A 26,999-nucleotide genomic window follows, 5' to 3' on the forward strand; every position below is an offset into this window, starting at 1 on the left:
TCCATTGTAACAGAAGGGCGGCTTCTTTTGTATTTAGACAAAAAGAAAAGGGGGCTGTCCCTAAGTCATCCTCGATGACTTTTGGGACAGCCCCTCAGGTTGTATAGAAAGCTTCCTCGGTGCTGGTGGAGACGCGAAGGGCGCCGGCTGCACGTGCGCTGCAGTACCAGCTGGCGTCCATGAACCGCCGCCAGCCTGCAGACGCTGCTCGACTGCGACCGACCGAAAATAGGCTCCAGGAAATATGGGGAGATTTTCCCTGTGTTTTTCACGAAATGCAGGGAAATCTTCCCGTTATCGCGCCGTCTGGGAGGCACCGCGCAGCCTCTAACCGGGTGAAGCCCCCCGTGTAGAGGCGTTTTCGACAGAAGGTGGCAGTGTTCGACTTGAAGTTCGCCGGGGCCAAATCTACATAACGTGAATATAGGGAAATTCTCCCTGCATCTCGTGAAAAACAGCGGTCAGATTTCCCCATATTTCTCCGGCTAGCAATAACCCGGCAACTGCGGGTGCCGGCGAGCGCGCACCAGGGTCTCGTCTACATCCTGCGCCCGCGGCGGTCTCGCCCCGGGCCAGAGTGCCTTTGTGGTGCGATACTGCGCGGCAGCCGAACCGCCCCCGATGAGCCACCCGGCCGCAGCGTGCCGCAGCCGAACCGCCCCCGATGAGCCACCGGACCGCCGTTGTGCGGCAGCCGAACCGCCCCCGATAAGACGCCGGACCGCCGTTGTGCGGCAGCCGAACCGCCCCCGATAAGACGCCGGACCGCCGTTGTTCGGCAACCGAACCGCCCCTGATGAGGCGCCGGACCGCCGTTGTGCGGCAGCCGAACCGCCCCCGATAAGACGCCGGACCGCCGTTGTTCGGCAACCGAACCGCCCATGATGAGGCGCCGGACCGCAGCTGTGCGGCGGCCGAACCGCCCCCGATGAGCCACCCGGCCGCAGCGTGCCGCAGCCGAACCGCCCCCGATGAGGCGCCGGACCGAAGTGTGCGGCGGCCGAACCGCCTCAGAAGAGCACCGAGCGCAGGATCGGCTTCAGCCGCCGGGCCATGCGGGCGAAGCCCAGGTCGGTGGGGTGGACGCCGTCCACATAGGCGCCTTCGGTCTCTGCATCCAGCAGCCAGGAGCCGTCCACGAAGGTGAGCTGGTCGTCGCCCTCCCGGATGGCCCGCCCGTAGGCCTCGCGGATCACCCTGGTCTGACCCAGCCGCTTCTCCCGCACCTCGGGCCGGTAGAACTCCTGAGGCAGCTCCAGCATGCTGACCATCACGATGGGGACCGTTGGATGTGCCTCCCGCAGGATGCGGTAAAACGGGTAGTAGACCTGCTCCAGCCCCTCGGCGGTCTCCACGTTACAGTGGAAGTCGAGCACGTAGCAGGCCGGGTCCAGCTCGGCCAGCAGGGCGGCCACCTCGGGCTCGCCCAGGCCGTTGCCCGAGTAGCCCTGGTTGACCACCTCCACGTTCAACAGGCGGCCGAGGGTGTTGACGTACCCGTTGCCCGGCCGGGAGGCGCAGCCGCCCTGGGTGATGGAGCTGCCGTAGAAGACCACGGGGCGGTCCAGAGCAAACGGGGACGGGGGTTCCACGCGCGCCCCGGGGCTCAGCTCGATCTGGAGAGCGGTGAGGTCGTTGTACGTGGGCAGGTAGAGGGTGAACTCCCGCATTTCGGGTGCAAGGCCTGCAAAGAGCTGGCTCTCATAGGTGGGGCTCTCACCCAGCGGCGTGGTGCTCGTCCAGTAGCGCTGCACGCCCGGGCCGCCCACGTAGAGGTCGATCCCGCTGTGGCCGGTGCGGGGCATGTTCCACATGTGCACGTGCTCCGTGTGGCTCACCCGGAGTCGCATGGAGGTCGTGTCGGAACGGAACCGGACCTGGCCGCCCGAAGGCATCCGGGCGAGCCACCAGATCTCCGGGCGCACCTGTGCCCTGGCCCGCTCCGGCAGGCGCAGGAACCTGCCCCCGTTCTCGGCCATCCAGGGCAGCCCGGCGACTTGCAGCGGCGGTTCGCTGGCGGCAATCCATGTCATGCTGGCATTCCCCCGCAGGTTAAGTCAGGGACGCGGTCACGTACCACTTCCAGGGCCGGAAGCCGACGATGCCGTAGAAGCGGACCAGCACGGTCCAGTCGATAACGGCGCTCTCGACGCCGCGGCGGCGCAGCTCGGCGATGGAGGCGGAGAGGAGGCCGAGCCCGATGCCCCGGCCCCGCTGGGCGGCTCCGACGCCTATGGGCCCCAGGCCGCCGTGGGCGCCGGGGAAGAGCGGCGCCCAGTAGATGCCCGGGCCGAAGCGGCGGGAGCGGTGGGTGTGGATGCGGGCGAAGCCGACCACCTCGCCGCCGTCCACCGCCACCATCACGTCCTCGGGGTCGCCGCCCCGGTTGAGGTGCTGCTCCATCTCCCAGGCCCAGCGGCCGGGGAACTCCCGCCACATGAAGGCGAGCACGGCCTCCTCCTCGCCGGCCCCAAGCGGGCGGTAGACCACCTCCGGCGACCGGCCGATCGCCTCCAGTGCGGCCCCGGGGTGCGCGTAGTCGGCGATCTCCCGGTTGGCCAGGTCGCAGGCCAGGGTGCCCAGGTAGGCGCCGCGGCGGGCGAACCAGTCCAGGGCCGGCCGGCACTCGAGGGGGATGCCGGGGAAGAAGTGGCCCGGGTCGCCGCCGATTCCCACCGGCTCGGTGGAGAAGCGGCGCAGGTGTTCGAGGGCGTCACGCAGTAGGGCGCTGCCCAGACCCCGCCCCTGCGCATCGGGGTCCACGACCAGGGCGGAGATCCAGCCCTTCTGGTCCGCCGGCGCGTTGCCCATGGGTGCGGTGCGGCGCTTCAGCGCGATCATGCCGACGAGCCGGTCGCCGTCCAGGACGGCCCGGCTGCCCTCGGCGTCGAAGTTGGGCTCCTCCCAGAGGTTGGCCAGGAGGAGCCCGGGGCGCATGGGGAAGTGGGCGCCCAGGGCGCGGTTCCAGAGGTCCACGGCCTGCGGCAGCAGGTCCGGGGTCAGCGGTCGGTTGTGCACGACGATCCTCCGTTCGTCCTCAGATAGGCGGTGGCGTAGAAGTTCCAGTCGCCGATTCCCTGGTGGATGCGCAGCAGCAGACGGTTCTCGCCCTGCGCCACGGGGAGCCGGTATACCTCCTGTCCGGGTGCGGAGCCCCGGAAGACCGGCACCTCCGCTACCTGCTGGCCGTTCAGCCAGAGCCGGTAGCCGTCGTCAGAGCCCAGGTGCAGGATCAGCTCGCCTGCGCCGGGGGCGGTGAACGTGCAGCGGGCGTACGCCACCGCGCGGTTGACGGGCCCGCAGAGCGGCTGCAGGTCAACGAAGCCCTGGGGACCCGCGGTCTCGGCGACCTTCCACGGGAGGAACTCTCCGGGGACCGCGTTTGAACCCTCAACGGCGTCAGGCGCCTTCCCGGTGGGCTCTGGCGCATCCCCGACGGGCTCCGGCGCCTGCCCGGCGGGCTCCGGCGGGAACCGCCGGGTCATGAGCGCCTCTGGCGCGTCGGGGAAGTAGGGGCCGGAGACCTCCCAGGGGCCCAGCGCCACCGGGATCTCCGGATGGACCTCCACGGCGAAGGGCTGGGTCAGCAGCCGGCGGCGCCGGCCCTCCAGCTCCGCCGCAACCGCCTGCAGGGCGGCGGCCCCGGCCGGGTTCCGGGCTTCGTCCCAGCCCAGGGGGCCGCAGGTGCGCCACGCGGCGCGCTCCACCTGCCACAGGGCCTGGCTCAGGGCCATCACCGCCCGGGCGCGGGCCCGCAGGCCGCCGCCCCGCAGCGAGACCCCTCGGCTCAGCTCGTCCGCGGTGTAGTTGCCGGCGCGCTCCCCGTCCACGTAGACCGACCAGCGCCCCGGAGCCAGGGGGGCGGCTCTGCGCCAGTCGAGCGAAGGGTCCGGCGTGCCGTCCTCCAGGAGCCCGATCCGATCGCCGAGACCCAGCTGACGGGCCGCGGCGCGGGCCATGATCAGGTGCCCCCGGGTGGCGGGGTGGATCCCGTCAGGACTGAGGCCCGGTCCCGCCGCCAGGGTGGGGTGGAAGAGGTCGACGAACCGCGCCCCCTCCCGCTCGGCAACATGCCGGCAGCGGTCGGTCAGCAGGGCGAGCGTTTCGTTGTAGCCGGCCAGGACGGGGTCGCGCGCCTCGTCCACGGCAGGCGGCGAACAGAGGACAACCCCGGCCCCGCTGGCGCGGCCCCGCCGGACCAGCCCAGTGAGGGCAGCCTCATACGCCGCCGCCAGCGCGGGGGAGGGGGGCTGGTACTGGCCGTCGTTCATGCCGAAGGCGACGAAGAGCCAGGTCGGGGCCAGGGGTGCCGCGTCGCGGTCGAACCGCGCCAGCCCGTCGGCGGCGCGGTTGGCCGCCCAGCCTCGGTTGCGGATGATCAGCGACGGCTCGTGCCACAGGAGAAGGTTCTCCAGGTAGAGGGTCCAGAGGTGCTGTTCGGTGATGCTGTCGCCGTAGAAGAGCACGCGGTCCTCAGGGCGCAGCTGCATGAGCGCATCACGCCTTCCCTGCTTGCATTGCTTCCCGTACCCGGGGACGGACGATACCCTGCCAGACGAGCCCGAGGAGCAGGTACGCACCGATGGAGAGCCAGAGGAGCGGGAAGAGGCCGCCCCGGCCTGCGACAGCGCCGCCGAGCACGGGCGCGACGAAGCCCCCCAGGCCGCTGACCGCCGAGAAGGCCGCCAGGTAGACGGGGCGGTCGGCCCGCGGGGCGATTCCGAGGTTGACGTTGAAGATGACGAGGCTCTGCAGGGCGCCGATCACCCCTTGCAGGACGGAGATCAGGTAGAGGAGCAGCACGCTGTCCGGGCCCACGGCGAACCAGCAGGCCGCCGGGACGATGCTGAGCCACGGCAGCAGCCCCAGCACGGTCTCCTCGCCGGCGCGGTCCACGAGCCGGCCGAGGCCCAGGTGGGCGGCGATGGCCGTGGCCGTCCCCACGGCCGAGAGCTGCGTGACGAGGCCGTAGTTCAGGTGGAGAACCCTGAGCATCTGCACGGTGTAGAAGGGGCTGACCATCGCGCCGGCCATGCTGAGGCCGGAGGTGAAGAGCACCGCCGCGAGGAAGGGGCGGGACCGGAACGGCAGGGCCAGGTGGCGCCAGGGGTTCCCGGGATCCCGCCGGATGTACGGTGGCTCGGGCTGCACCAGGAACGCGCCGACGTTCAGCAGGCCGGCGCCGAGGGCCACCAGGTAGAGGGTCCGGAAGCCGGACGGGCCGGGGTGCGCGTCCAGGTAGCGGCCGGCCCAGAGCACCGTCGCCATGGTGGCCACCTGCACCACAGCGTTGCGCAGGCCGAAGTACCGGCCCCGCAGGTCGGGGGCGACGGTGTCGGCCATGATCGACTGCCACGCCGGGCCGGCCAGCGAGATGCCCAGGTTGGCTGCGAAGTAGACGGCGAGGTAGGCCCACACCTGCGCACCGGAAGGCAGCAGTAGGGGGATAAAGCCCGCCAGCGCCCAGAGGGTGCGGTGGAAGAAGGCCATCCCCACCATGAAGGGTTTGCGCCGGGGAAGATGCGTGAGCACGTAGGCGGCGAACAGGGTGGAGAGGCTGGTCAGCGGCCCCAGGGCGTTCAGGAGGCCGATCTGGCCGTTGGTGGCGCCCATGTCCAGCAGAAACGCCGTGAGCAGGTTGCCGCCGATCGCGCCGGAGAAGACCGCGAACAGCGCCCCCTCGGCGACGGCGGCCTGCATGGCGAGCCGGGTCTGTGCGGGGGTGAGACCCGCCTGTGCGGGGGTGGTTCTGCCGCGCTCCGGCGTGTTACCGGCCTGTGCGGGCCCGGAGCCCGACGGTCCGGACGCGGCGCCGCAACCTGCTTGGGCGGCAACGGCCCGCGCTGGGGCGGCTTTGGCCTGCGCTGCGGTAGTGTCCACCAGCGTTGAGGAGGTGTCTCTGCGAGTCGGCGCGGGGTTGGAATCCGCTGCTGCGCCATCCGCCTGCGTCGGGACGGCGTCGGAATCCGCTGCTGCGCCGTCCGCCTGCGTCGGGGAGGCGTCTGTCTGCGTCGGGACGGCGTCGGAATCCGCTGGTGCGGCGTCGGTCGGGGACGGGCGGCTTGGGTTCGGCACGTTGCGAGGCCTCCCGGACTGTGGCGATAAGACCTTCTTCCACCGATCGCGGGAATTTCCTCCTCAACACCACTGTATAGTGGAGAATTCCTCTACTCCGTGCGACAAGGAAGCCCGCGGGCGTCGGGCCCGCGGGCGCACGGTCAGGGTCACTGCCTTCCCCTGGCGTCGAGCATCTGCATCTTCAGCTTCCAGAGCGGCTCCGAGAGGTCCACCTTGTAGTCCGCCGGGTTGGTGAGCCGCTGGATCTCCTCGTAGAAACGCTCCCGCTGGGTGTTGACCCGCGCCCGGGCGGCCGCTGTCACCTCGGCCGGGCTCTGTTCGGGCAGCGCCCGCTTGCCGCCGCGGACGTAGGTCACCAGCAGGTTCTCCACCGTGAAGTTGCGCAGGCAGGTGCGCTTCCAGGTGTGGACCGGGTCGAAGATCAGGAACGGCTCGTCGGGCTTGGGAAGGGGCTCGTCCGGCAGCATCAGCAGGTCGGCCAGGTAGTAGCCGGTCTCCCGGCTGCGGAAGCGGATCAGCTGCTTCGGCCCGCCGGGATGGGTGACCTTCTCGGGGTTCTCCGAGACCTTGATGCGGGGCGACCAGGTGCCGTTCTCCTCGACGGCCGCCAGCTTGTAGACGCCGCCCAGGGCGGGCTGGTCCGCGGCGACCACCATGTTGGTCCCCACGCCCCACATGTCGATGGGCGCTTTCTGGAGCTTCAGGTCGCGGATGACGTACTCGTCCAGGTCGCCCGAGGCGATGATCTTGGCGTCCTTGAAGCCGGCGTCGTCCAGCACCTGGCGGCACTTCTTCGAGAGGTAGGCCAGGTCGCCGGAGTCCAGCCGGACCGCGCCGATGCGGATGCCCATCTCCTGCGCCACGGCAATGGCATTCGGCAGGCCGGAGCGGAGCGAGTCGTAGGTGTCCAGGAGGAAGGTGGGGGCGCGGCCCAGCTTCACCTGCGACTGCGCCCAGAGGCGGAAGGCCTCCTTCTCGTCGCCGCCCAGCATCACCAGGGCGTGGGCGTGGGTACCGCGCGCCGGGACGCCGAAGAGGCGGCCGGCCTCCAGGTTGGAGGTGGCGGCCACGCCCGCGATGTAGGAGGCCCGGCTGTGGTAGATGGAGGCGTCGCCGCCCTGCGCCCGGCGCAGCCCCATCTCCAGGACGGGGTCGCCCTGGGCGGCCTCCACGACCCGGAAGGCCTTGGTGGCGACCAGCGTCTGCGGGTTGACGATGTTCAGGATGCGGGCCTCCACGTAGGTCAGCTCCTCAATGGGGCCCACCAGGGTGATGATCGGCTCGCCGGGGAAGACGAAGGTCCCCTCGGTCACGGCGTGCATGTCGCCGGTGAACCGGAGGCCGCGCAGGTGCTCGACGAACTCCGGCTCGAAGCCCAGCGAGGCGATGTACTCCAGGTCCTCCTCCGACAGGCGCAGCTGGGTCAGGTACTCGGCGACCTGGTTGATGCCCACGGCCAGGGCCAGCCGGCCGCGGAAGGGCGCCTTGCGGAAGAAGACCTCCTTGACCACCCGGCGGCGGTGCTGACCGGCCAGCCAGTAGGCGCGCATCATCTCAAGTGCGTACTCGTCTGCCAGAAGCCCTTCAGAAGGCGTGGGGGAGCGCATGGATCCACCTGCTTTCCGCAGGCTGTCGGCCTTGGTCGGCAGCCTTGTTTTCCATCCAAGAGGATAGCGCAGAAGTGCCAGGGCGTCAAAACAAAGGTCAACTTTCGCGGTAGTGCTGTTTGACCATGTGGATGAATGCCCTCACCTGTTCGGGCAGGGTTCCCTCCGCGCGCACAAACGCCCGGACCGTCCGGCTGGACCCCGGCCAGTCGGCGATGGGCCGGGCGGCCAGGCGGCCGGCCCGCACGTCCTCCCGCACGGCCGAGGCGGGGAGGATGGCCACGCCCATCTGCAGCATGACGGCAGTCTTGATCGTCTCCACGGTCGGGTGCTCCACCAGCCGGCAGGTCACCCGGTGCTCGGCCAGCGCCCGCTCCACCTCCTGCCGCATGCCCGCCCGGGGGTGCAGCACCAGCAGGGTGCGCCCCTCCAGGTCGGCGAGCCGCTCGACGGGCTCCGACTGCGGGTGGCTCACCAGCAGCAGCGGGTCGGAGAAGAGGCGGATGGCCTTGGTCTCCGGGGCGGAGACGTCCGACGCGATGAAGGCGACGTCGGCCTTGTACTCGATGAGCTGCTCCAGCACGTCCTGGTGGTGGCCGGGCAGCAGGTCCACGGGGATCGAGGGGTAGGCTGCGCGGAATGCGGCGATGACGGGGGGCAGGGTGTAGAGGGTGATCATCATCCCGGCGGCGATGCGGAGCCGGCCTGGGCCGGTGCCCGAGGCCTGGGCGGCCGCATGACGGCACGCGGCCACGGCCGCGAGGGCCGCGCGGGCGTGGGGCAGCACGGCCTGCCCGGCGGGCGTCAGCTCCACCCCCTGGGGCGTGCGGTTCAGGAGCACCGCCCCCAGCTGGGCCTCCAGCGACTTGATCTGCCGCGTGATGGCCGGCTGGGACAGGTGCAGTGCCTCGGCCGCCTTGCTCAGGCTGCCGGTCTCGGCGGCGGCGCAGAAGCTCTCGAGCAGGTGCAGCAACTTGAAGTCCCTCCCACCGTTCGTCCGCCTATGAGTTTCGGCAGTCTGCGGCCGAGTCCCTACCGGCGCGCTGCGCGCCTGCAGGGTCTTGACCTGCAGGCGCGGGCGACTTCGGGCTTCGGCTGCCGGCGTCTCTTACGGCTGCTCTGCGGCGGGGGCGTCCAGCAACTGCTGCAACTGCTGGCGCTGCCGGGCGTTCAGCGGCTCGGCCGCCAGATCAGACCGGGCCCGGCTTCGGGCTGCCAGGTCATGCTCCTGCACGGCCAGCTCATAGAGCACCCGCTGCCGGACCGTCAGGTTGGCCACCGGGGAGAAGACGTTGTCCAGACCGGGCTCAACGGGCTCTCCCGCCGGGAGGCTGCCGTTCCACCAGTCGGCGACCCGCCGGGAGAGGCCGGGGTCGGGGAAGGTGAACGGCCGGTCCGCCCACGCTTCGGCCCAGGCCAGGGAGCGGTAGAGCGCCACCGCCCGGGCGGCGTCGCCCCTCACGTGGTGCCAGCGGGCCCGCAGGAAGCGGACCTCGGGATCGCCGGGCCTCTCCTTCTCCAGCCCGGAGAGCAGCCGGTCCATCCGGGCGAGATCGACGGCTGCGGGCTGCACGCGGCTGCCGGCCAGGTTGTACCAGAGGATCGCCAGGTGGTCCTCCGGGCGCTCCTCAGCCGCCACCTCTGCCTCCGTCACCCCGGCCCACTCGGAAGCCTGCCGGACGACGATGTTGGGAACCGTGGAGAGGATGAGGTCGAGATCCGGCTTGTGGGCGGCGCCGATCAGCACCGCCACCCGCTGGCCCTCATGGTCGGCGGCCATGTTGACGATCTCCCGGGCGATCATCAGGTTGCGGTAGAGCATGTAGCGCCGCATGGCCTCGCCGTAGGGGTTGGGGTTGGCGTCTGCGTTGGCGTAGATCTGGTTGATTCCGTCGCGCCACTCCGGCGCGTCGGCGAAGAGCAGGGGGGGAACCTCCCAGGCTGCGAGGAGGTCGCTTTCGGTCAGGCGCTCTTCACCCTGCCCGGTGGAGCCCGGCTCGGGCCTCACCGACGGCCAGGCGAGGGCGCCGGCCTGCTCCATCACACTGGGCATCCAGTCCACCGGCCGAACCTCCCTGCCCTTCTCCTGCGCCCAGGGGACGGCGACCCCGTACGACTCATACGCGATCTCGAAGTACACGTCGTGCTCGAACCACTGGGGCGGCGTCTCCACGCCCACGGCGGCGGGGTCGATGCGGTTCAGCAGCGCCCGGATCCGCGCCGGGCTGTGCTCCTCATACTCCAGCTGTGCCGAGTGCATGGTGCCGATGATCACCACCTCGGTCGGCTGGGTCGGGTGCCGGGGCGGCCGCACCGCACCGGTGTCCGCGGCCGCGGGGGGCGCGGCCAGGCCCGCCAGGGCGGCACAGGCGACCAGGAGCGCGGCGGCACGTGATACGAAACTGCGGAACATGCGTCGTGCCCTCCCTATCCGGTAGATCTGTCCCCCAGTGTAGCGCCCGCCGCCACGGCCTTCCTGCGATTGACCTTATAGTGGGAGGGAACTGCCTTACATTCCTGCAACAGTCGTGTCACGGTACGTCCGGGCCGGCACGGAGCGGCGGCATTCTCAGCTCGTCCGGCCGCGCGTATACATGCCCGGAGGGGGGAGTGCGATGGGCTTCGTTGCGCTGGTGTCGCTGGCTGCGGCCCTGGTCCACGTGGCCGGCGGCTGGGTCGCACTCCGCCTGGCCGACCTCCGCGGGGAGGCCGATCAGGTGTCGGCCCTCGGCGCCGGCTTCCTGCTGGGGACGGCGCTCCTCTCGCTGGTGCCCGCCGCGGCCCGCACATCCGGCGGGGCCGAGTTCCTGGCGCTGGGCTTCGCCCTCTTCCTGCTGCTCCGGGTGCTCACAGGCGCGGGGCACCACGGCGAGGAGGGTACCGCCTCGCTCTGGCCCGCCTTTGCGGGCATGAGCCTGCACAGCCTGATCGAGGGAGTGGCGCTCGGGCTGGCCGTGCGGGGGGGCGGTCCGGCGGCGCGCCTGGTCGTGATGGGGCTGATGCTGCACAAGATCCCCGAGGGGATCAGCGGCGCGGCGCTCTTTTTCACCGCCACCGGCTCGCCAAGGGGGGCCCTGTCCAGCCTCGTGCTGACCGCCCTGGCCACGGTGGCGGGGGGCGTGCTGGGCTACCTGGGCGGCGGGGCGACCGCCGCCGCGGGGCCCCAGGGCCTGGGGATCGCCGCCGGGGGCATCCTCTACGTTGGCGCGACCGAGCTGCTGCCTCAGGTGCTGCGGCGGCGGGGGCTGGTCTGGCTCTCGCTGGTGGGGATGGCGCTGGTCCTGGTCATGCTGCGCGCCGGCGGCGCGGGCCACGCGCATTAGGAGCACAGCGGAAACGGCACAACAGGACCCTTGTGCTATGCTCGTGATAGTCGTAACAAAAACGGAGGATAGACCCTATAGCACAAAGGACTATACACCAAATCACTATAGCCGAACAGAAACCGGGTTCGAACGGCGGCGGACAGAAGGCGGTGGGGTATGACCCATCCACTGCCCGCCGCTCGGCATGACCGTGCAATTCTAACAGAAAACTATCAAGAAATGAGCATAAAGGGGCTTGACAGCCTGGAATCCGGCGCAAACATACCCGTCCGAACGGCGCACTTCCCGTGCGGGTGATCCGGATTGTGAAGGGGGTCACTATCACCGCCGAACTTGTGAGCGGCCTAACAATTAGACCCGGGGGCCAACTGGTGCCATCCGAAAACCGCCACCCTGCCATATTTCGAGGTCTGTAGCCAGAAGGTATCCTGAGTGTAAACCGTTCGGCCGACGAATCTCATACCGGCATAGTACTTCTTCGGCAGGATGGTTTCGATCGACCACATGGGGGTGGAAGACTTGACCCTAACCCGACGCGATCTGCTCAAGACCACGTTGGCGGCGGGCGGCGCGCTCTCGCTCCTGGAGCTCGGCGGTACGGCCGAGGCCAAGACCGCGGAGCAACTGAAGCTGGAGGGCGCAAAGGACTACAAGACCATCTGTCCTTACTGCTCCGTCGGCTGCGGCATCCAGGTCTGGGTGAAGGACGGCGAGGTCGTTCACGTGAACGGCGATCCCGAGCACCCGATCAACGAGGGCACGCTCTGTCCCAAGGGCGCCTCAATCATGAACCTGCGCCTGGTGGCCGGCAAGGACAACCAGTACGTGCCGAACCCGCGCCGGCTGACCAAGGTGCTCTACCGGGCCCCCGGCGGCACCGACTGGGAGGAGAAGGACTGGGACTGGGCGATTGAGCGCATCGCCCGCAAGGTGAAGGAGGCCCGCGACGCCACCTTTGAGACCAAGGACGCAAACGGCGTCACCGTCAACCGGACCTTCGCCATGGCCCACATCGGCTCGGCGGCCCTGGACAACGAGGAGAACTACGCCCTCGTCAAGATGATGCGGGCGCTCGGCCTCGTGCGCGTGGAACACCACGCCCGTCTCTGACACAGCTCCACGGTGGCCGGTCTGGCCCCCTCATTCGGACGTGGAGCGATGACCAACCACTGGGTCGATTACCAGAACACCGACGTGTTCATGGTCATCGGCACCAACCCCGCGGAGAACCACCCCATCTCCATGCGCTGGATCAACAAGGCGCGGGAGAAGCGGGGTGCCAAGCTCATTGTCGTCGATCCCAAGTTCAACCGCACGGCAGCGGTCGCCGACCTCTACGTGCCGCTCCGCCCGGGCACGGACATCGCCTTCCTGGGCGGCCTGATGAACTACGCCCTGACCCACGGCCGCTACTTCCACGAGTACGTGGCCAAGTACACCAACGCCAGCTTCCTCATCCACCCGGACTTCAAGTTCGAGGACGGCCTCTTCTCCGGGGCGAAGGTGGGCGAGGACGGCCAGGTGACCTACGACACCGCGACCTGGCAGTACCAGCGGGACGAGGAGGGCAACTACAAGAAGGATCCCACCCTCCAGGACCCGCAGTGCGTCTTCCAGCTGCTCAAGAAGCACTACAGCCGCTACACGCCCGAGATGGTGGCGGAGACCTGCGGCATGACCGTGGAGCAGTTCCTGGAGGTGGCGGAGCTCTTCACCTCCACCGGCCGGCCGGACAAGGCGGGCAACATCATGTACGCCATGGGCATCACCCAGTCGTCCCACGGTTCGCAGAACGTGCGGGCGGTGGCGATGCTCCAGCTGCTCCTGGGCAACATCGGCATCCCCGGCGGCGGCGTGAACGCCCACCGCGGCGAGTCCAACGTGCAGGGCTCCACCGACATGGCGCTCCTCTGGGGCAACCTGCCGGGCTACCTGCCGATGACGACCGCGGCCGCCCACCCGACCCTGGCGGCGTACAACGCGACCACCCCCAAGTCGGGCTACTGGACCAACCGGCCCAAGTTCATCGCCTCGCTGCTGAAGGCCTGGTGGGGCGAGCACGCCACGCCTGAGAACGACTTCTGCTACGAGTACCTGCCCAAGGTCGACGGCCGCGACCACAGCCACATGTCGATCTTCGAGGCGATGGGCCGGGGCGAGCTCAAGGGCCTCTTCGCCTGGGGCCAGAACTTCGCCGTGGGCGGTCCCAACGTCTCCAAGGAGCGCTCGGCGCTGGGCAAGCTGGAGTGGCTCGTGGTGGCCGACCTGTTCGAGACCGAGACGGCCGCCTTCTGGAAGGGCCCGGGCATGAACCCCGCCGAGATCCAGACCGAGGTCTTCCTGCTGCCGGCCGCCGCCTCCTACGAGAAGTGCGGCACCATCACCAACTCCGGCCGCCTGATCCAGTGGCGCGACAAGGCCGTCGAGCCGCCGGGCGACGCCCACGACGACCTCTGGATGGCCGACCGGCTCTTCAAGAAGATCCGGGAGCTCTACGCCACCGAGGGCGGCGCCTTCCCCGATCCCATCCTGAAGCTGCACTGGGACTACGACGACGGCTCCGGCCACCCGTCGGCGGAGAAGGTGGCCTTCGAGATCAACGGCTACACCTGGGATGACAAGCAGGGCCTGACCACCTTCGGCAACCTGAAGGACGACGGCTCCACCGCCTGCGGCTGCTGGATCTACTCCGGCTACTTCGCCGACTTCGAGAACCCGAAGTGCCGCAGCCGGGTGAAGGACGAGCCGGGTACCACGCTGGGCACCCACCTGGGGTGGGGCTGGTCCTGGCCGGTTAACCGCCGCATCCTCTACAACCGCTGCTCGGTGGACGAGAACGGCCAGCCCTGGGATCCGGAGCGGCCCCTCTTCCGCTGGGACGGTGAGAAGTTCGTCGCCCAGGACGTGCCGGACTTCGTCGCCACCAACCCGCCCGCGGTCTCGGCGCAGAACCCGTTCATCATGATGGCGGAGGGCGTGGGCGGCCTCTGGGCCCCGTCCGGCATGAAGGACGGCCCCATCCCCGAACACTACGAGCCGGTGGAGTCGCCATTTGCCAACAAGCTGAACAAGCGGCAGTTCAACCCCGTCGCCATCATCTCCGGCAAGGGCGAGTTCGGCCAGCTGACCCCGCCCGCCGACCCCAACTTCCCCTACATCTGCACCACCTACCGCGTGACCGAGCACTGGCAGTCCGGCGCCATGACCCGGTCCCTCCCGTGGCTGGGCGAGATGATGCCCGACATGTTCGTGGAGATCTCGCCGAGCCTGGCCGCCAAGCTCGGCGTCAGTACCGGCGACCGGGTGGAGGTGACCACCGCCCGCGGCTCGCTGGTGGCCCCGGCGATGGTCACGCCCCGCATGCGCCCGGTGAAGGTGCACGGCCGGGAGACCGAGATCGTCGGCATGCCGTGGCACTGGGGCTACATGGGCATGTTCACCGGCGCATCGGCCAACGTGCTCACCCCGCACGTGGGCGACGCCAACACCCAGATTCCCGAGTACAAGGCGTTCCTCTGCAACATCAGGAAGGCCGGCGGCTCCGGCCCGGTAAGGGGGTAAGCTCATGGCATACGGAATGCTGATCGACCTCTCCAAGTGCATGGGCTGCCGGGGCTGCCAGGTGGCCTGCAAGCAGTGGAACGACCTGCCCGGCGAGCAGACGAGCCTGGGGAGCGACTTCACCAACCCGCAGAAGCGCTCGGCGTACACCTGGACCACCATCGAGTGGTTCACCACCGAGGTGGACGGCCGGACCGTCTCCACCTTCACCAAGACCGGCTGCCTGCACTGCCTGGAGCCGGCCTGCGAGTCGGTCTGCATCGCGGGCGCGATCCACAAGCAGGAGAACGGCGCCGTCACCATCGACCACGACAAGTGCATCGGCTGCCGCTACTGCCAGCTGGGCTGCCCCTTCGGCGTGCCCAAGTACGAGTACGACCGGGTCGTGCCCCGCATGCGGAAGTGCAACCTCTGCTACAGCCGCATCGAGGCGGGCCTGGAGCCGGCCTGCGCAGCCACCTGCCCCAACGACGCGATCCTCTTCGGCGAGCGGGATGAGCTCCTGAAGCTGGCCAAGCAGCGGATTGCCAACGGGGGCGGCAAGTACGTCGACCACGTCTACGGCGAGCACGAGGCCGGCGGGACGTCGGTGATGTACATCTCGCACGTGCCGCTGGACCTGACGACCCTCAACACCGACGTCACCACCGATCCGGTGCCCAGCTTCACCTGGAAGGCGATGCGGCAGCTTCCGGCCCTGGTGGGCGGCGCGGCGGTGCTCTCGCTGGGGCTCCTGGCCTACTCCAACCGCAGGGCCAGGCTTGAGGCGGAGCAGAAGGGAGGCGGTGCGGAGTGACGACGACGCGCATGAGCTGGTGGCGCTGGCGGATCACGCCGGGTAAGGCGGTGCTCCTGGCCCTGTTCCTGGCCGCCGCCGCGGTGGCGGTGTACCGGCTCTTCGTGGGTCTCGGCGCCAGCACCGGCCTGAACGACTCGATGCCGTGGGGCCTCTGGAAGATCTTCGACGTGGTTGTCGTGGTGCCGCTGGGCGCGACGGGCTTCGTGATGGCGTTCATCCGCTACTTCACTCCGGGCGGCGAGCGGTACGAGTACCTCAACCGCCGGGCGGTGATCTGGGCGGCCATCATGTACCTCTCGATGGGCGCACGGCTGGCGTTCGACATCGGCATCCCGTGGCGGCTGCCGAACCCGCTGATCTTCGGCGGCAACCTCCATTCCCCGCTGTTCGAGATCGCCTGGTGCGTGGCGCTCTACCTGATCGTGCTCTTCTTCGAGAACATCAGCCGGGTGGCGGAGGAGCAGCGGAGCGAGCTGGTCCACAAGCTGGACCACGCGCTGCACAAGATCCTGCCGGGGTTCGTGCTCTTCGGCATCCTGCTCTCCACCATGCACCACTCGTCGCTGGGCACGCTGTTCATGATCCTGGGCCGGCGGCTGGATCCGCTCTGGTACCACCCGTGGATCAACTACGTCTACCTGCTCACCTCGATCGCGACCGGCCTCGGCCTGATGATGGTGATCGAGGGCTGGACGAGCAGCTACTACAAGACGAAGTTCGAGACCGGCCTGCTGGCCCGGCTCGCTCCCTGGTCCGCCGGCATCCTGACCTTCGTGCTGGCCTGGCGGCTGGCGGTGCTGGCCATGGACGGCAACCTCGGGCTGCTCTTCGCAGCGCGGACCGAGACGCTGCTCTGGTGGGCTGAGATCCTGCTGGGCTACGTGGCCCCGATCGCGATCCTCTTTTCGAAGGCCCGGTTCACCAAGCGGGGCCTGGTCACCGGCGGCCTCCTGGTCACGCTGGGCATGATCGCCCTGCGCCTCAACGTCGGCTTCACCGCCGTGATGGGCGCACTGGGCGCCGAGTACCGGCCGACCCTGCCGGAGGTCCTCTTCACCGTCGGCGCCACTGCCGGCACGGTGGTCATCTACACCTGGTTCGTCGAGACCCTGCCCTCCATCCTCGGCCCGCGGGAGCAGCAGCCCGCCGAGCCGCTGGAGGCCACGGGCGACTAGGCGGGCCGCACGAGACAGCCTGAGGAGGGAGAACGCATGGTGCCCTGGGAGTACGCCGAGCAGATCCTCTATGTGGATCTGACCCAGCGGACCGCCCGCGTCGAGCCCACGCCCCTCGCACTGAAGCAGCGCTACATCGGCGGTGCCGGCTTCGTGGCGAGGCTGTTGGCGGACTCCTCAGGTGCCCGGGCCGGGGCGACCCCGCGGGTCGCCCTGGCCACCGGCCCCCTCTCCGAGGAGATGGCGGGCCGGCTCGCCCTGGGCGCCGCCTGGGCGCCTTCCCGCCGCGGTGAGGGCGAGCGGCGCCCGGTGTTCTCCTCCATGGGCGGGCGGATGGCGGCTGCGCTCAAGGGGGCGGGCTACGACGCCGTCGTGCTCGACGGCGAGCTGGACAGCCCCGGCGTCCTGGTCATCGAGCCGGGCGGCGTGCGGGTGCTGGACGCCGGCTACCTCACCGGCCTGGAGGTGCCCGACGTCACCCGGGAGCTGCTCCTGGGCGCGGGCCCGTACTGGGCGAACATGGTGCTGGGGCCCGCGGCCGAGAAGCTGGTGCCCTTCGCCACCATGGTGCACGAGGGCCACTTCGCGGGCGGCAGCGGCGTCGCCTGCGCCCTGGGCACCAAGCGGCTGAAGGCGGTGATGGTCCGGGACACGCAGGATGTACCCGCCCGCTGCACGGGCTGCACCCTCGCCTGCCCGGCGAAGCTGACGCCCAACGCGGGGCGGGCCGGCGACCTGGGGCTGGACGCGCCCACGGCCGATCGGCTGGCCGCGTGGGCCGCCGCCCTGGTGGCTGCAGGGATGCTGCCCAAGCCCGTCGAACTCCTCACGGAGATGGCCTACCGGCGCGGCGTCGGGGCCATTTTCGCCGACGGCGAGGCCGCCGCCCTGGAGCGGCTGGGCCCGGAGGCGGCGCGCATCCTGCCTGCCCTGCCGCCGCCGAAGAAGCGGGGCGGCATCGGGGTCGCCGACCTGCTGGGCACCTGCCAGCGGGTCTGGCGGGAGCGCCCAGGCGAGGTGCTGCGTTCGGCCCTGGTGGCCACGAAGGGGCTGCTGGCCGACGTCGGCTGACGGAGGAGGGGTTCCATGCCTGACCAGGAGCACCAGCCGCCCATGCCGGTGGAGCGGCCGGCCACGCTGTACATCAACGACCAGGAGGTCGTCACCCTGCAGACGACGCCCAGCCATCTCGATGACTGGGCGATCGGTTTTCTCTTCGGCGAGGGGATCATCCGCGATCTGGGGGAGGTCGCCCGGCTCTCGGTGGACGAGGACCGGGGCATGATCTGGGCGGACCTGCCCGGCCTGGAGAACCTGCCGGACGCCGGCACCCGCAAGCGCTACCTCACGGCCGGGTGCGGCAAGGGGGTCACCTTCAGCTCCCTGAAGGACGCCCTGCTGCTCCGCAAGGTAGACCATCCCCTGGCGGTGCGGGTGGACGACCTGCTGGCCTGGGTGAAGGAGATGCAGCAGAACACGCCGCTCTACGCGGCGACCGGCGGCGTGCACGCCGCCGGGCTGAAGAACGTGGCCACCGGCGAGCTGATCGTCCGGGAAGACATCGGGCGGCACAACGCCCTCGACAAGGCGATCGGCGCCGCCCTCCGGGCAGGCTGGGACTTCACGCAGGTCGCGGCGCTGAGCTCCGGCCGCATCTCCTACGAGGCGGCCACCAAGCTGGGCCGGGCGCAGATCGCCGTGGGCGCCACGCTGACCGCGGCCACCGACCAGGCCGTGCGGCTGGCCACCCACCTGGGGATGGACCTGATGGGCTACGCCCGCAGTCCCAAGCACCTGGTGATCTACACCCGGAGCGGGCGGATCTTGACCTAGTGGAGAACGACAAATGGGGCTGTCACCCCGGAGGGTGACAGCCCTGCTTGTTTGCGCCATGCGGCGCCGGGTGCCCGCGGCCGGCGGCGGATGAGACTGCCGAGGCCGCTGTCCCGGCGTGAGCGCGACGGGCCGGGGGTGTGCCAGGACGCGCCTACGACCCGCTCGTGGTGGGCGTGGCGTGGCGGAAGGTGGGAAGCGTCCGCACCGGGGGCAGGACGAGCTCTTCGCTGCGCACCACCACGACCTTGATCCCCCAGCGGGAGAGCAGGTCGATCACGCCGCCCCGGAGCTTGAGCGAGGCGTCCAGCACTGCCGGATCGCCGATCGCGTGGATCTCCACCGGGGAGGAGATCATCGTCTCGTGCACGAGGATGCGCTCGCCGACATTCCGGATGCCGGTGACGGCGGAGAGGCGCACGCCGCCCACCGAGATGGCCTCGGCGCCGGCGGTGAACAGCTCGTTGACCACCCGCCAGACGTCCTCGTCGGTCACCCGGTTCATGGCGGTGACCGCCTCCGGCGTCTCGCTCAGCGTCACGACGACGCCCGGCCCGGTGACCTCCGTCGTGCCGGCCAGCAGCGACAGCCGCTCCAACTGCGCGGCTGTGGAGGGCGAGGCCAGCGACCGGCGCAGCTCCGCGACCTCCTGCTCGAGGGCGCGGATGCGCTCCTGGGCCGCCGCCAGCTCCTCTTCCCGGTCGGTCAGCGCGGCGATCAGTTCCTCGGCCCGCATCCGGGTGGGGTCCAGGTTCTGCTGGCTGGTGATCCGGAACTGGGTCGTCAGGAGCAGGCCGAGGAACATCATGACCAGACCCAGTGCCCACTTCGCGTTCTTCACGGGTTCCCTCACTTCCGGTGGCACATTGCTGGAGCAACCGTCTAGCTTGTTTTCGCCCCTGCCGCCCGTACTCCTCCAGGGCGGCGGGGGAGGAACTTGCCGGGCGGGGGACGAACGCACACATAGCGCAACCGGCACTGCAAGGGAGGAGGACCCAAGACGTTGAACCCGGCGACAGCGGCCAACCGGCCCGCGCTCGCCCTGCTGCTCGTGCTCAGTCTCACCCACGGCGTGGTCGACCTGACCTCCGGCGCCATCATCGCGCTCCTGCCGGCGCTGCGGGAGGCATACGCCCTCTCGTACGGGATGGTAGGCCTCATCCCCCTGTTCGCCAACCTCACGTCGACCTTCACGCAGCCCGTCTTCGGCATCATCAGCGACCGGTCCGAGATGCGCTGGCTGCTGCCCCTCAGCCTGGCACTGGGCGGGCTGGGGCTCGCGGCGGTGGGCTTCGTGACCAGCTACTGGCTCACGCTGGCGGCGGTGGTCATCAGCGCGCTGGGCAGCGCCGCCTTCCACCCGGAAGGGGCCCACGTGGCGCACAACCTGGCGGGCGGCCGGCGGGCGCTGGCGATGGCCATCTACAACGTGGGCGGCAACCTGGGCTACGCCCTGGGGCCGGCCTTCGCCGCGGCGCTGATCGCCGCCTTCGGGCTGCGGGGCACCGCCTGGGCGGCCGTGCTGCCTCTGGTGCTGGCCGCCTGGCTGCTGCGGCTGCTTCCCCGCTGGCGCGCCCACGAGCAGGAGGCCGCGGCCCGCCGGAACGGGCTCGCCGGGGACGCGGCCACCAACTGGAAGGGCACCGTGCTGATCACCCTGGTGGTGATCCTGCGCTCGGTCATGCACCTGGGCATGGCGACCTACCTGCCCTTCTTCTGGATCGACGTGCTGCAGAACCCCGTCGCCACCGCCGGGCTGGTGCAGATGACCTACCTGCTGGCCGGCGTGCTGGGCACCCTGCTGGGCGCCCCGCTGGCCGACCGCTTCGGCACCAAGCCGGTGCTCGTCGCCTCCTTCGCCCTGCTGCTTCCCCTGCAGGCTATTCTTTCCTTCCTGCGGGGCTGGCCGCTGCTCATCGTCCTGTTCGGGGCGGGCTTCCTGGTGGTGTCGACGTTCACCACCACGCTGGTGATGACCCAGGAGTACATGCCCCGCAGCCTCGGGCTGGCCTCGGGCCTCAACCTGGGCCTCGCCTTCGGTATGGGCGGGCTCGGCACCTCCATCCTGGGCGTGGTGGCCGACCACTTCGGCGTGACGGTCGTCATGCGGATCATCGCGTGCCTGGTGATCCCCGCACTGCTGCTGACGCTGGTGCTTCCGCCCGTGCGGACCAGCCGGGAATGAGCCTTGCATTGCGGCGGTGCTTCAGATGTGTTATAGTCATGGTGCCATGGGAGTAGATCGGGTCCTGGTGGCCCGCACGGTCTTCAAAACCGCTTGAGCCGTAGTGATCCTGCGGCTGGTGGGTTCGATTCCCACATACTCCCGCCATGACAGCGCCGACAGCCGCAGGGTGTGATGCCCTGCGGCTTTGTCGGTGACGGCGTGTGTGTGCGTTGGGGCAATCTTCTGACCACTGGGTAGGATTATCCAGCATCGTGTGGAAAGTATATCTGGCCATGTCTGGACCGTTACGTTGGAGGATGTGTCATGCACGAACTCGATTTGAGAGCCGAGTACCATCGCCGAAAGCCTCTCTATTTGAAGTTGAACGAGGAAGTAACGCACATACTTGAGAAAGAGCTAAGGCGGTCGGGAATAAGGATCGCTGCAATCACTCACCGAGTGAAGCCGTATGACGCTTTCGTCGCCAAAGTCGAGCGCGAGCATGCCAAGAACCCGTTTGCCGACATTCCGCGATCTATCCGGCGTCAGGGTGATCTGCCTTGTCCTATCCCAGCTGAGAGGGATTGATCGACTGATCAAGGACACGTTTCAGCTTGTCTCGGAGGAGTATCAGCTCGATCCAACGTTGGGGAACGAAGGCGGGTATCCATCGGTTCACTATGTTGTACGCCTACCCATGGCGTACGAGTGGCCGCGTTGCAACGACATCAGAGACCTTGTATGTGAGATTCAAGTACGTACCGTTTTCATGGATGCGTGGACGAACGTATGTCATGCCCTGTCATGTAAGCAACCGACCGATGTTCCCAGGGCGCTGAGGAGAGATTTCGATGCCCTGAGTGGCCTGTTCTACATCGCTGATACCCACTTCGAGATGCTCTTCAAGGCCGCCACGAACTCGCGGGACCAGATCGACAGGGACGTGCGCGAGAAGAATCCGTTTCTTGATCGTGAACTGGATGTCGACAGTCTGACTGCCCTTCTTCGTGTGTTGTATCCTGGCAGATGGACACGAGACTGCGATGCGGATGTTGATGACCTGCTGCAGGAGTTGTCTTGGGCGGGATACAGGACTGTGGGCGAGTTGAAAGCAGTACTTGATGCAGGCCGTGACGATTTCCTCGAGTATGAAAGGCTCTACCCTCCACAGACCGAGACGCTACAGTTTAACTCATGCGGAGTGGTCCGCATGATCCTTCAAGCACTAGACGATAACTACGTAGAAGTACGACGGAGACGGGGTCTTGCAGTTACATCGATCAGACCGATGTTCGAGGCCATCCGGGCGGCCAGGCAGACGAAGGGACAGTAGGCGATTGCCCCCGGGGCCTTGTGGCACCCGGGGGCTGATGTTGTCAGCATACGGTGGAGGGCTGCCGGTCCGGAGTGCGCCTGCCCTTGCCGAGGAGCCGGTTGACCTGCTCGAACAGCTCGCCCCGCTCGGACTCCTCTGTCCCGGCACGGATGACCTGCCTCACGATCTGGAGTTCGTCCGACCTGCCGTACCGGAACTCCTTCCGGGCGCGCTCAATCAGGCGTTCACTCTTCGTTCGCATGGCGCGCCACCTCCCCCACAGAGTATTCTACCAGAAGCTCGATCTGCCGCAAAACGGCGGCGTACCGGGCAAACACGTGCAGCAAGTTGATGTCGTCGTTGGAGAAGGCGTCGGGCGGGACGGCGTCGACGAGCAGCACCCCGAGGTTCCGCCCGCGCACCCGGATCGGGACGCATACGAACGAGCGGTATGTATGCGTGGAGTGCAGGTTCCGCTGGAAGTAGCGGTCCTTGTCGGTGTCCTGGCAGTAGTAGGTCTCGCCGGAGTTGAAGACACGGCCGGGAATCGAGGTGCCGTCGAACTTCAGCCCCTGCTGGGCCGACGAGGAGAAGTGGAGGGAGCGGGTGAGGCCCAGCGGGAGCGTTCCGCAGGGCCCCTCCGGCAGCAGGATCGCCGCGCGGTGAAAGCCCGGCGAGCGGGTGGCCTGCGTCACGCCGGCCAGGACCGCGTTGTAGAGCCTGGTGATCCGCTCGCTGGTGGAGTCAGGCCGCTCGCTCAGATCGGCGATCAGGTCCGCCAGCTCGGCGTTGAAGAAGTTGAACAGGGGGACCAGCGCCGACAGCGCGGTCGCCTCCTCCTTGACCTTCTCGAGGAGGGAGCGCAGCTGGTGGTCGCGCCTGGCCTTGATGAGCCCCCAGAAGAACTCCGTCTGGTCCGACCGGAGGATCTTGATGACGGAGACCACCACGTAGCTCACGACGACGCTGAGCAGGACCGCGACCGGCACGTGGACCAGCGCGCTGACGAGCGACTCCTTGAGCGCGTCCTGAACAGGTTGCAGCATGCGTCCCGCCGCCCCCATGAGGTGAGATGTCCCGCCGTCTATCTTACCACGAAATTGCCGGACAACCTATGGAGATAAGAAAATTCGTGATAAAACCCGCGGCGGCCTGAGTCTCCCGCGCGCAGGTGGGACGGCGGTAGCCTGGAGCGGCCAGCAGCAGCTCCGCGGGGGCAGCGCAGAGGCGCCGCCGGAATCGGTTGAGCCTGGCAAGGTCTGCGAGGTCACGCCTCACTGATACATCACATGACATTCGCGGGGGTCTGAGCAGCCGATGATCGTGTACAACAAGCTGGTGCGAGACAGGATTCCCGAGGTCATCGCAGCCTCGGGCAAGCGGTGCGAGGTCAGGGTGCTGGATGACCAGGAGTACATCCTCCGCCTGAACCAGAAGCTGCAGGAAGAGGTGCAGGAGTACCTCGCAGACCAGAGCGTGGAGGAGCTGGCGGACATCGCCGAGCTCATCCGCGCCATCCTCGAGTTCCGGGGCGTCAGCCCGGACCAGTTTGAAGAGATCCGGCGAGCGAAGCAGGAGGCCCGGGGCGGGTTCAGCAAGCGCCTCCTCCTGGTCCACGTCTCCGACTAGCCGGGTCACCCGGGCCACTGCCGTTCACGTGACCTTGCATTCGGTGCTGCAGCCGCGTTGTTTACGGTCAGAAAACTCCAGCGCTTTTCGAATGCTCTACCGGACGTGCCATGACCGGGCCCACCGCTCGGTGTGTACGTCACAAGCCGTAACAGGGTGGTAACAGAAGTCATGCTACCGTCGCTTCACCGGAAGGGGGGAAGTGGCCGTGAAGCAGCGCCGAGTGGACAAGTCTCCTGAAGAGCCCCGGGCCGGGGGGACGCCCTACCCGGAGAGGTACACCGCCGCTCTGGAGCGAGCCCTCCAGGAAGCCCTTCTCGCCCTGGTCGCCCTGAGCCATCAGCGGCAGGAGCTCAGCCATCGCCTGCGCGAGATCACGCAGGTGGTGGCCACGGCGGAGGCCCCGGCCGACGCCGTCCGGCACGTCTGCCCGGAGGAGCGGGCGGCCGCGGGCGGCATCGCCTGAACACCGGATCGCGTGGAAACGAGAGCGTTGAAGGCATAAAGACGGCTGAGCCAGCGGCTCAGCCGTCCTTGATTTCCCGGAGCCTGTCCCAGTCGCCGGGCGCCACAGCCAGGTACCGGATGCCCGCCTGGCTGCAGATCCCTGCGGCGGGACCGGGCTCGCCCGCCTCCAGCTCCACCACGGCCAGCGGCAGCAGGCTGTCCCGGTCCAGGACGGTGACCAGCGGGTGGACCGCCGGCACGGCGTCCCGCAGCGGGCCGGGCAGGTTCGCCAGCGCCGGGCCCAGGGTCCAGGCCAGCGGCAGGCGGGGGGCCAGCAGCACGTTGCGCTGCCGCAGCAGCGCGGCCAGCCGGTTGTACAGTTCCCGCGCCGGGCCGGTGAGCCCCTCCGTGACGGCGTTCTCGGCGGCAAGGCAGGCCTCGTGCTGCGCCCGCTCCGCGGGCAGGAAGCCCAGCGCCTCGGGCCGGAGACCCGGGGCATCCGCCTCGGCCCGCCCGGCCTCGCCGTCCAGGAGCCCCGCCACGGCGGGGATGCCGGCCAGGGTCTCCCGGCGGCCCACCAGCACCGCCCGCTCGGTGGCGCAGTCCAGGGCCCGGGCCAGATGCCGGCTGCGCTCGTTCAGCCAGTTCAGGCTCTCCGGCGTGGCGCCGCCGGCCAGCACCAGCGAGATCAGCACCGCCCGGTGCCGGGAGGCGATCTCGTCGGCGGCGTACACCCGGATGGCGCGCAGTGCCGCGGCGCGGCCGGGGTCGCGCTCGGCCTCCGCCAGGCGCGCGAGCAGCTGGCGCAGCAGGTGGACCTGCCCGCTGAACGGGCTGCAGAGGGCGATGTCGGAGACGCCCGCATCGATCAGCCGCGTGGCCTGCAGCAGGACGGCCCGGGCCTCCAGCGGGTTCTGGGCCTGGCTGACGGCGGCCGGGGCCGGGAAGAGCGTCTGGCCGTCGTCCACGTTGACGAACTGCGCCCGCTCGCGGGGGTGGTAGCGCCCGCCCAGCCGCAGCGTCTGGGGACCGGTGACCGCGAGCGCCCGGTGCAGCGGCGTGACCTCGGTGTAGGCGAAGGCCGCCAGGTTGTGTCCCTCCACCTGACCCAGGAGGCGGGAGTCCTCCTCGGGCCCGAGGCAGGAGATGGGTGCGGCGCCGGACTCATCGCCCAGCAGCACCGCCCGCCTGGCCCGGTAGAGCACCGGCAGGAACGCCGGGATCGAGACCTGGCTGGCGTCGTCCAGCACGAGGAGGTCGAAGAGTTCAGGCTCGTTGGGCACGACCCCTGCGACGGCGAGGTGCGGGCTGACCACGACGGGGAAGGCGCGCAGCAGGTCGGTGAACCGCTGCCGGCTCAGCACCGACCGCTGCGGGCCGCCCTTCTCCAGCGCCTCGATCTCGCCGGTCACCGCGGCGATGATCTGATCCAGGTGGGGGCGGAGTCCGGCCGCCCTGCGGAGCCAGGCCGCCCGGAGCAGCTGCCGGTCGACGGCGGCCTTCCGCTCCGCGGCCGCGGCGGCGTTCGCCGCCGCCTGTGCGGGGCTGTTGCCGGCGACGGCGCCGGCCAGCAGGCGGCGCGCCCGGACCAGCAGCAGCGGGTAGGCCTGGATCAGCAGGCTCAGGCCGGCGACCTGCTCCCGCAGGTCGCCCTCGGGGTGGCAGAAGTCGGGTACGCCGGCCTGCCGCAGTGCGGTCTTGATCTGGCCGGTCCGGCGCCGCTGGCCCAGCAGGCCCAGGGAGCCGCTGTCATCCAGCCAGGCGAGCGCACGCAGGTGCAGCTCCCGCAGGGCCGTCAGCTGCTCGGGGCTGAACTGGGCGGCGTTGGCCGCCGTGACCTGCCCGGCCAGCGCCTCGATCCACGCCCGCCGGGGATGCCGGGTCACCTCGGCCTCGACCCGCGCCGCCACCGGCTCCACGGCCACCCCCAGCGTCGCGAGCGAGGCGAGGTGCCGCTGCTCGGCCTGCAGCCGGTCCAGCTCGCGGCCGAGCTCCCGGCTCTGGGCGGTCAGCGCGCTCGCGTCAGGGGGAGCCGCGTCCTGCTCCTTCAGCTCCTGCAGCACCCGCAGTGCGTACTGCAGCGAGGAGAGCCAGGCCTCCCTGCTGCCGATGTGCAGGACGCCGGGGAAGGCCGCCGTGAACTCGTCCGGCAGGCGGCCGCCGGGCGTCACGTACAGCACCAGCCTGCCCGCCGCGGCTGCGGTGGCGACGAGGTTGGCGGCGGTGCGGCCCCTGCCGGAGCCGGCGGGGCCGGTCACGGCCATGAAGGGCACCTGCCACCGCTTGAGGACCCGCACCTGGTCGGCGTCTGCGGGCAGCACGGCGAGGTAGTCGTCGGTCTCGCGCGCCGAGGGCAGGCCCTGCTCCCCGGAGAAGATCCGGATGGTGTCGGGCAGCCGGTCCTTGCGGAGCTGCTCCATCAGCTGCAGCTCGCGGGCGGGGCCTCTGACCTGGCCCAGGCCCTCGGCGCCGAACAGCACGGCGTCGTACTGGAGGTCGACGCCCGCCAGGTACTGGTCCAGCAGCTGGGCGGGCTCGGGGCCGCGGCTGCTCAGCCAGCTGCGCGTGAGCTCGCTGATCTCCGCGTCGGTGAGGCCGGCGTGGAAACGCAGGAAGCGGCGGTTGAAGAGCAGCTCGCGCGCGCCGCGGGTCAGCACCACCGTCTGCGGCGCCGTGCCGGGCTCCAGGCTGACCTCGGTGTAGCAGACCGGGTAGAGCTGCTCGCCCTCCCGGGCCAGCGGGTAGCCGTAGATGAACGTGCCGGTGATGCCGCGCCCGCGCCGGTTGAGGTAGGCCAGGATGGGCTTGGTGTGGGCAGGGTCGGCCACGATGGTGGTCGTCGCCTTGCGGCTGATCAGGTGCTCGTCCGGGGATCGCAGCAGGACCCGCGCATTGGGGTCCGCGGGCACCTGCAGCGCCAGCTCCTGCTCCCGGCTGAGGCAGCTGCGGTAGTACCGGACGAGGCTGGTCCAGAACGGCGTGGTCTGTCCGGGCGGCCTGAAGGTGGACATCGGGCTAACCCCCTTACCGGGCTGTTTCATGCATATGGACATTTAGATATT

21 protein-coding genes and 1 tRNA gene are annotated in these 26,999 nt (G+C 69.4%); 11 read left to right on the forward strand and 11 right to left on the reverse strand.

Features of this window, described 5'->3' with window-relative positions; genetic code table 11:
* Positions 1 to 1,010: 1,010 nt before the first annotated feature.
* From J2Z79_RS13465 to J2Z79_RS13495, 7 genes are all read right to left on the reverse strand, one after another.
* Entirely contained in the window at positions 1,011 to 2,033 is a 1,023-nt protein-coding gene (locus J2Z79_RS13465; RefSeq protein WP_209467418.1) for an SGNH/GDSL hydrolase family protein, read from the reverse strand.
* Between the two features lie 19 nt (positions 2,034 to 2,052).
* The gene (locus tag J2Z79_RS13470; RefSeq protein ID WP_209467419.1) at positions 2,053 to 3,018 is read right to left on the reverse strand and encodes a GNAT family N-acetyltransferase; all 966 of its coding nucleotides are present in this window, start codon (positions 3,016 to 3,018) and stop codon (positions 2,053 to 2,055) included.
* Positions 3,000 to 4,490 carry a GDSL-type esterase/lipase family protein gene (locus J2Z79_RS13475; protein WP_209467420.1) on the reverse strand — a complete coding sequence of 497 codons (1,491 nt, stop codon included), beginning with the start codon at positions 4,488 to 4,490 and terminating at the stop codon, positions 3,000 to 3,002. Before J2Z79_RS13475 ends, J2Z79_RS13470 begins: the two co-directional genes overlap by 19 nt.
* Positions 4,491 to 4,497: 7 nt before the next feature.
* Positions 4,498 to 5,700 (reverse strand): MFS transporter, encoded by a 1,203-nt coding sequence (locus J2Z79_RS13480; protein WP_209467421.1) that lies wholly within the window; start codon positions 5,698 to 5,700, stop codon positions 4,498 to 4,500.
* A 524-nt stretch (positions 5,701 to 6,224) separates the two neighbouring features.
* Positions 6,225 to 7,685, reverse strand: coding sequence for a nicotinate phosphoribosyltransferase (locus J2Z79_RS13485; protein ID WP_209467422.1), 1,461 nt, complete (start codon positions 7,683 to 7,685; stop codon positions 6,225 to 6,227).
* Positions 7,686 to 7,782: 97 nt separating this feature from the next.
* Complete coding sequence (locus J2Z79_RS13490; RefSeq protein WP_209467423.1) at positions 7,783 to 8,658, reverse strand: LysR family transcriptional regulator; 876 nt, start codon at positions 8,656 to 8,658, stop codon at positions 7,783 to 7,785.
* A 135-nt stretch (positions 8,659 to 8,793) separates the two neighbouring features.
* Positions 8,794 to 10,098 carry a hypothetical protein gene (locus J2Z79_RS13495; RefSeq protein WP_209467424.1) on the reverse strand — a complete coding sequence of 435 codons (1,305 nt, stop codon included), beginning with the start codon at positions 10,096 to 10,098 and terminating at the stop codon, positions 8,794 to 8,796.
* 202 nt (positions 10,099 to 10,300) lie between these two features.
* Between J2Z79_RS13495 and J2Z79_RS13500 the strand changes: the two genes are divergently transcribed.
* From J2Z79_RS13500 to fdhD, 6 genes are all read left to right on the forward strand, one after another.
* Positions 10,301 to 11,008 carry a ZIP family metal transporter gene (locus tag J2Z79_RS13500; RefSeq protein WP_209467425.1) on the forward strand — a complete coding sequence of 236 codons (708 nt, stop codon included), beginning with the start codon at positions 10,301 to 10,303 and terminating at the stop codon, positions 11,006 to 11,008.
* A gap of 507 nt (positions 11,009 to 11,515) precedes the next feature.
* Complete coding sequence (gene fdnG, locus J2Z79_RS13505; RefSeq protein ID WP_209467466.1) at positions 11,516 to 14,572, forward strand: formate dehydrogenase-N subunit alpha; 3,057 nt, start codon at positions 11,516 to 11,518, stop codon at positions 14,570 to 14,572.
* Between the two features lie 4 nt (positions 14,573 to 14,576).
* Positions 14,577 to 15,368 carry a 4Fe-4S dicluster domain-containing protein gene (locus J2Z79_RS13510; RefSeq protein ID WP_209467426.1) on the forward strand — a complete coding sequence of 264 codons (792 nt, stop codon included), beginning with the start codon at positions 14,577 to 14,579 and terminating at the stop codon, positions 15,366 to 15,368.
* Positions 15,365 to 16,546: a polysulfide reductase NrfD family protein gene (locus J2Z79_RS13515; RefSeq protein ID WP_209467427.1), complete on the forward strand. Its 1,182-nt coding sequence runs from the start codon at positions 15,365 to 15,367 to the stop codon at positions 16,544 to 16,546. Before J2Z79_RS13510 ends, J2Z79_RS13515 begins: the two co-directional genes overlap by 4 nt.
* Positions 16,547 to 16,582: 36 nt before the next feature.
* On the forward strand, positions 16,583 to 17,617 hold the full coding sequence (locus J2Z79_RS13520; RefSeq protein WP_209467428.1) for an aldehyde ferredoxin oxidoreductase N-terminal domain-containing protein: 1,035 nt from the start codon (positions 16,583 to 16,585) through the stop codon (positions 17,615 to 17,617).
* A gap of 15 nt (positions 17,618 to 17,632) precedes the next feature.
* The gene (gene fdhD / locus J2Z79_RS13525; RefSeq protein WP_209467429.1) at positions 17,633 to 18,379 is read left to right on the forward strand and encodes a formate dehydrogenase accessory sulfurtransferase FdhD; all 747 of its coding nucleotides are present in this window, start codon (positions 17,633 to 17,635) and stop codon (positions 18,377 to 18,379) included.
* A 154-nt stretch (positions 18,380 to 18,533) separates the two neighbouring features.
* On the opposite strand, the gene J2Z79_RS13530 is transcribed toward fdhD, so the two are convergent.
* Entirely contained in the window at positions 18,534 to 19,220 is a 687-nt protein-coding gene (locus J2Z79_RS13530) for a DUF881 domain-containing protein (RefSeq protein ID WP_209467430.1), read from the reverse strand.
* A 162-nt stretch (positions 19,221 to 19,382) separates the two neighbouring features.
* Here J2Z79_RS13530 and J2Z79_RS13535 point away from each other — a divergent pair, with 162 nt between their 5' ends.
* The 3 genes from J2Z79_RS13535 (at position 19,383) to J2Z79_RS13545 (ending at position 21,879) form a co-directional block, all read left to right on the forward strand.
* A complete protein-coding gene (locus J2Z79_RS13535; protein WP_209467431.1) occupies positions 19,383 to 20,564 on the forward strand; it encodes an MFS transporter in 1,182 nt (393 codons plus the stop codon).
* Between the two features lie 48 nt (positions 20,565 to 20,612).
* Positions 20,613 to 20,711, forward strand: a tRNA-Sec gene (locus J2Z79_RS13540).
* A gap of 352 nt (positions 20,712 to 21,063) precedes the next feature.
* Positions 21,064 to 21,879 (forward strand): RelA/SpoT domain-containing protein, encoded by an 816-nt coding sequence (locus tag J2Z79_RS13545; RefSeq protein ID WP_209467432.1) that lies wholly within the window; start codon positions 21,064 to 21,066, stop codon positions 21,877 to 21,879.
* Between the two features lie 43 nt (positions 21,880 to 21,922).
* On the opposite strand, the gene J2Z79_RS13550 is transcribed toward J2Z79_RS13545, so the two are convergent.
* Together J2Z79_RS13550 and J2Z79_RS13555 are read right to left on the reverse strand one after the other, a co-directional pair.
* On the reverse strand, positions 21,923 to 22,123 hold the full coding sequence (locus tag J2Z79_RS13550; RefSeq protein ID WP_209467433.1) for a hypothetical protein: 201 nt from the start codon (positions 22,121 to 22,123) through the stop codon (positions 21,923 to 21,925).
* Positions 22,107 to 22,907, reverse strand: coding sequence for a GAF domain-containing protein (locus J2Z79_RS13555; RefSeq protein WP_209467434.1), 801 nt, complete (start codon positions 22,905 to 22,907; stop codon positions 22,107 to 22,109). The genes J2Z79_RS13550 and J2Z79_RS13555 overlap by 17 nt, the downstream gene beginning before the upstream one ends.
* A gap of 271 nt (positions 22,908 to 23,178) precedes the next feature.
* Between J2Z79_RS13555 and J2Z79_RS13560 the strand changes: the two genes are divergently transcribed.
* Together J2Z79_RS13560 and J2Z79_RS13565 are read left to right on the forward strand one after the other, a co-directional pair.
* Positions 23,179 to 23,490 (forward strand): nucleoside triphosphate pyrophosphohydrolase, encoded by a 312-nt coding sequence (locus J2Z79_RS13560; protein WP_209467435.1) that lies wholly within the window; start codon positions 23,179 to 23,181, stop codon positions 23,488 to 23,490.
* A gap of 208 nt (positions 23,491 to 23,698) precedes the next feature.
* On the forward strand, positions 23,699 to 23,956 hold the full coding sequence (locus J2Z79_RS13565) for a hypothetical protein (protein WP_209467436.1): 258 nt from the start codon (positions 23,699 to 23,701) through the stop codon (positions 23,954 to 23,956).
* A gap of 58 nt (positions 23,957 to 24,014) precedes the next feature.
* Here the strand turns inward: J2Z79_RS13565 and J2Z79_RS13570 are convergent, their stop codons facing one another.
* Positions 24,015 to 26,948, reverse strand: coding sequence for a DEAD/DEAH box helicase family protein (locus J2Z79_RS13570; protein WP_209467437.1), 2,934 nt, complete (start codon positions 26,946 to 26,948; stop codon positions 24,015 to 24,017).
* Positions 26,949 to 26,999 lie beyond the last annotated feature (51 nt).

Source organism: Symbiobacterium terraclitae (genome assembly GCF_017874315.1).
Taxonomy (GTDB): domain Bacteria; phylum Bacillota; class Sulfobacillia; order Symbiobacteriales; family Symbiobacteriaceae; genus Symbiobacterium; species Symbiobacterium terraclitae.

Coding starts and splice junctions, on each gene's coding strand:
- J2Z79_RS13465 (WP_209467418.1), bottom strand. CDS start 2,033: ATGACATGGATTGCCGCCAGCGAACCGCCGCTGCAAGTCGCCGGGCTG.
- J2Z79_RS13475 (WP_209467420.1), bottom strand. CDS start 4,490: ATGCAGCTGCGCCCTGAGGACCGCGTGCTCTTCTACGGCGACAGCATC.
- J2Z79_RS13480 (WP_209467421.1), bottom strand. CDS start 5,700: ATGCAGGCCGCCGTCGCCGAGGGGGCGCTGTTCGCGGTCTTCTCCGGC.
- J2Z79_RS13485 (WP_209467422.1), bottom strand. CDS start 7,685: ATGCGCTCCCCCACGCCTTCTGAAGGGCTTCTGGCAGACGAGTACGCA.
- J2Z79_RS13495 (WP_209467424.1), bottom strand. CDS start 10,098: ATGTTCCGCAGTTTCGTATCACGTGCCGCCGCGCTCCTGGTCGCCTGT.
- J2Z79_RS13500 (WP_209467425.1), top strand. CDS start 10,301: ATGGGCTTCGTTGCGCTGGTGTCGCTGGCTGCGGCCCTGGTCCACGTG.
- J2Z79_RS13510 (WP_209467426.1), top strand. CDS start 14,577: ATGGCATACGGAATGCTGATCGACCTCTCCAAGTGCATGGGCTGCCGG.
- J2Z79_RS13520 (WP_209467428.1), top strand. CDS start 16,583: ATGGTGCCCTGGGAGTACGCCGAGCAGATCCTCTATGTGGATCTGACC.
- fdhD (WP_209467429.1), top strand. CDS start 17,633: ATGCCTGACCAGGAGCACCAGCCGCCCATGCCGGTGGAGCGGCCGGCC.
- J2Z79_RS13550 (WP_209467433.1), bottom strand. CDS start 22,123: ATGCGAACGAAGAGTGAACGCCTGATTGAGCGCGCCCGGAAGGAGTTC.
- J2Z79_RS13555 (WP_209467434.1), bottom strand. CDS start 22,907: ATGCTGCAACCTGTTCAGGACGCGCTCAAGGAGTCGCTCGTCAGCGCG.
- J2Z79_RS13560 (WP_209467435.1), top strand. CDS start 23,179: ATGATCGTGTACAACAAGCTGGTGCGAGACAGGATTCCCGAGGTCATC.
- J2Z79_RS13570 (WP_209467437.1), bottom strand. CDS start 26,948: ATGTCCACCTTCAGGCCGCCCGGACAGACCACGCCGTTCTGGACCAGC.